The sequence below is a fragment of the Streptomyces sp. NPDC051020 genome (assembly GCF_040683105.1).
Classification (GTDB): domain Bacteria; phylum Actinomycetota; class Actinomycetes; order Streptomycetales; family Streptomycetaceae; genus Streptomyces.
This window is the reverse complement of the sequence record NZ_JBFBCG010000191.1, coordinates 1-3,454: the sequence shown is the minus strand read 5'-3', so window position 1 is coordinate 3,454 and position 3,454 is coordinate 1. Positions and strand designations below refer to the sequence as shown.

The 3,454-nt window shown below is 68.2% G+C and carries 3 protein-coding genes and 1 pseudogene; 2 read left to right on the top strand and 2 right to left on the bottom strand.

The window, feature by feature from the left end; translation table 11 throughout:
- Positions 1–233: pseudogene (locus tag AB0N06_RS38390) on the bottom strand (alpha/beta hydrolase); the annotation flags it as partial.
- A gap of 258 nt (positions 234–491) precedes the next feature.
- Positions 492–1,307, bottom strand: a complete 816-nt coding sequence (locus tag AB0N06_RS38385; protein ID WP_366139306.1) for an alpha/beta hydrolase — start codon at positions 1,305–1,307, stop codon at positions 492–494.
- Between the two features lie 329 nt (positions 1,308–1,636).
- Here AB0N06_RS38385 and AB0N06_RS38380 point away from each other — a divergent pair, with 329 nt between their 5' ends.
- Both AB0N06_RS38380 and AB0N06_RS38375 read left to right on the top strand, forming a co-directional pair.
- Complete coding sequence (locus AB0N06_RS38380; protein ID WP_366139305.1) at positions 1,637–2,107, top strand: CGNR zinc finger domain-containing protein; 471 nt, start codon at positions 1,637–1,639, stop codon at positions 2,105–2,107.
- A gap of 298 nt (positions 2,108–2,405) precedes the next feature.
- On the top strand, positions 2,406–3,454 hold a 1,049-nt coding region (locus AB0N06_RS38375), incomplete at its 3' end, for an aldehyde dehydrogenase family protein (RefSeq protein WP_366139304.1).

Genomic DNA, 3,454 nt, shown 5'->3' with positions numbered 1-3,454 from the left:
ACCACCTGGTAGCCGTCGCTCTGGAGCCGGCCGATAACGCCGCTCCAGCTGGAGGCGTCCACGAATGCGCCGTGCACGAGGACGACGGTGGGCTTCTGCTTCGGGGCCGGGCTCTGCGACGTGGCCGAGGCCGGAACTGTGAGAGCCAGCGCCACCGCCGTCGCCCCCACCGCCGCCGCGCCGAGAGTGAGAACGGAACTGCCGGGGCGGCGGAGGGCGGTCTTCACCTTCACGGTGGATCTCCTTGCTGTGCGGCCGGGTTCGGCCGGATTGGTGTTGACGGGTTACTGCCGGAGGGCGGAGTCCTCAGCACACGCTGAGGACTCCGCCGTATGTGCGGCTGCGGCAAAAGGTCGGCACGGAGTGGTCAATATGACCGGTCGTCTTCCGTGGGTGTTCACCGTACAGGACCCCTTTGCGGACTGATGCCGAAATGGTTACCGGTCGGAACGCGGGCACAGGGGCATCGCTCGCGGGACCCTGGGAGGAGGTCAGTTGGCCTTCCACCAGCTGGTGACGACCTCGGCGTACTCGGCCGGGGCTTCCTCCCAGACGAAGTGACTGGCGTCGATGATGTCGAGCTTGCTGTTGGGCAGGTGCTTGTGGAGGAACTCCGCGTTCTCCGGCGGGACCACCGCGTCGTGGCGGGCGGTGGCGATCTGGACCGGCGTCTGGATGTCCGGCAGCAGTTCGGCGAGGACCGGCAGCTCGGTGGGGTAGGCGCGGACGTAGGCCATCTGGTCGACGAAGCGCTGGCCGACGTACGAGGCCAGGTAGTCCTCGCGGACGGCCTCCGGCAGCTCGTAGCTCTGGATGGTCTGCAGTGCCGCGGTCACGGCGGCCTTGGGGGGGTAGGCCCGGTAGGGGGTGAGGTCCTCATCGAGCACCCACTCCCTCAGGGGGCTGCCCAGGGCCAGCGGGACCGAGGTTCCGCCGGTGCCCACGACCACGCTCTGGAACCTGTCCGGGTGCCGGGCGGCGGCGAACAGGGAGGCCGCGGTGCCGACGTCCGGGCCTACGACGTGGGGCTTCTCCAGGCCGAAGGCGTCGGCGATCTTCACGATGAATTCGCCCATCGCGGCGGGGGACATCAGGTCCTCCCGCAGCTCGGAGTGCCCGAACCCGGGCAGGTCCACGGCGGTCAGGTGGGCGTGCTGGGCCAGCCGCGACCAGCTGGCGTCGTAGCTGTAGAGGCTCTCCGGCCACGGGCTCAGCAGCAATGCCTCGCGCTCGTGGGGCGTCTCGCTCGTGGCGTACCGGATCGACAGCCCGTCGATCGTGCGGAACTGGGTCTTGATCTCGCTCATTTCCTTTTCCCTCTCAGGTTCTCAGGGGCGGTGCCGGGTTGCGCACCGTGAGGTCGCATGCATCGAAGGTGCTCCCGATGCCTCGCTCGGTGCCGCTCAGGCGCGTCGCCTCATGCCTCGCAGACGACCGAAGTAATGGTCGTTCTCGTCTTGGCGCTTTCAGTTCTAGCACGCACGGACGATGTGTGTAAAGGTCTTCGAGAGTTAGACCATGTGCTACGGTGTGGGGCATGGCCACAGACGAACGAACACTTCTTGCGTCTCGGGTTCCCCCAGAGGCCGCGATGATTGTGAATCTGCTCAACTCGCGGCGGCACGGGGCGGGAGACATGTTTCCCGACCAGCTCGACAACGCCGAGACGGCCGGTGTGATCCTGGGGGCCTTCGGTCCGCCGGAAGCGGCGGCGCCGACGCCCGGGCGCCTCGATGTGATCCGCGGACTGCGCGCGGTCCTGCTGGGTATGGTGTGGCCGCAGAGCGGGACGGAAGTGGGCGCCCGCTTGGTCGAACTCAATGAGTACGCATCGTCGATCACCCTGCGCCAGGACTTCGCGGGGCCGGGAGTGGTGGGGCTGCGGCAGGTGGGGGGCGATCCGGTCGTCGGCGGCATCACCCGCGCGGTGGCCGACCTCATGGTGGCCGGCGAGTGGTCCCGTGTCCGCATCTGTGACAACAAGGCCTGCCATCATGCGTTCTACGACACCACGCGCAGCCGCACCCAGCGGTGGCACTCCTATGAGATGTGCGGCAACAAGGCGAACGTGGCCGCCTATCGGGCCCGCAAGAAGGTCGAGTCCTGATTGCTGGGGCGCGGCATGGCCTCTGGGCCCGCCCAGGAGTGAGTCTCGCATGACCCGGACGGGTGGGCGGGCGGCACCCCCGGGCTAGTCCGGCATGGGCGGGAGGTGCGCGACCCGTACCGCCACTGTCAGGTTTTTCGTCTTGTGGTCGCCCGACGACAGTACAAGATGACCGGTCATATTTACCATCTCGACTAGAGAAGACTGAAGCGGGCGTTCGCTCATCCGCTGCCCCTTCCCCCTCCTAGGCGCCGGCCTGTTCAGATCCGGCCCCGTCTCACAGAAACGGAAAACTCTCATGACCACGTACCCCGCCTTCTCCTCCGACGACGCTGCCGCACTGCTGGAGCGGCTGAGGCGGACCTTCGCCGACGGGCGTACCAAGCCTCTGGCGTGGCGGGTGGAGCAGCTCACCCGGCTGCGGGCGCTGCTGACCGAGAACCGTGAAGCCATAGCCGACGCGCTGTGGGCGGATCTGCGCAAGGACCGTGCCGCGGTGGACAGCGACGAGATCGGCACCACGGTCGTGGAGATTGACGACTACCTGGAGCACCTGGAGGAGTGGCTCGCCCCGGAGCCCGCCGAGGTCGCCGTGCCCTACCTCCCGGGCGGCAGCACGGCTCACACCCGGTTCGACCCGCTCGGCGTCACTCTGGTCATCTCCGCCTGGAACTTCCCGATCTACCTGCTGCTGGTCCCCGTGGCCGGCGCGCTGGCAGCGGGCAACGCGGTGGTCCTCAAGCCCTCGGAGCTGGCCGAGCGGACCTCCGAACTCCTGGGTCGGCTCGTACCGGCCTACCTCGACACCGATGCCGTGGCCGTGGTCGAAGGCGGTGTGGAGCAGACGACCTCCCTCCTCGCCCAGCCCTTCGACCACATCTTCTACACCGGAAACGGCATCGTGGGCCGCATCGTCATGCGTGCCGCCGCCGAGCACCTCACGCCCGTCACTCTCGAACTCGGCGGGAAGTCACCGGTCTTCATCGACCGCGACGCCGACATCGAGACCGTCGCCGCCCGGCTCGCGGCCACCAAGTTCACCAACGCCGGACAGGTCTGCATCGCCCCTGACTACGTGCTCACCGACCCGGAGACCGCGGACGCGCTGACGGAGGCTCTCGCCAAGGCGATCGAGCAGCTCTACGGCGCCGACCCGAAGGCGGCCGACAACTACGGGCGCATCGTCAACGACCGGCACTTCCAGCGTCTCCTGGGCCTGACCGGCTCCGGCCGCACGGTGGTCGGCGGGGACCACGACCGGGCCGAGAAGTACATCGCCCCGACCGTGCTGCGGGACGTGCGGCCGGACGAGCCGGTCATGCAGGAGGAGATCTTCGGGCCGATCCT

Coding starts and splice junctions, on each gene's coding strand:
- AB0N06_RS38385 (WP_366139306.1), bottom strand. CDS start 1,307: ATGAGCGAGATCAAGACCCAGTTCCGCACGATCGACGGGCTGTCGATC.
- AB0N06_RS38380 (WP_366139305.1), top strand. CDS start 1,637: ATGTTTCCCGACCAGCTCGACAACGCCGAGACGGCCGGTGTGATCCTG.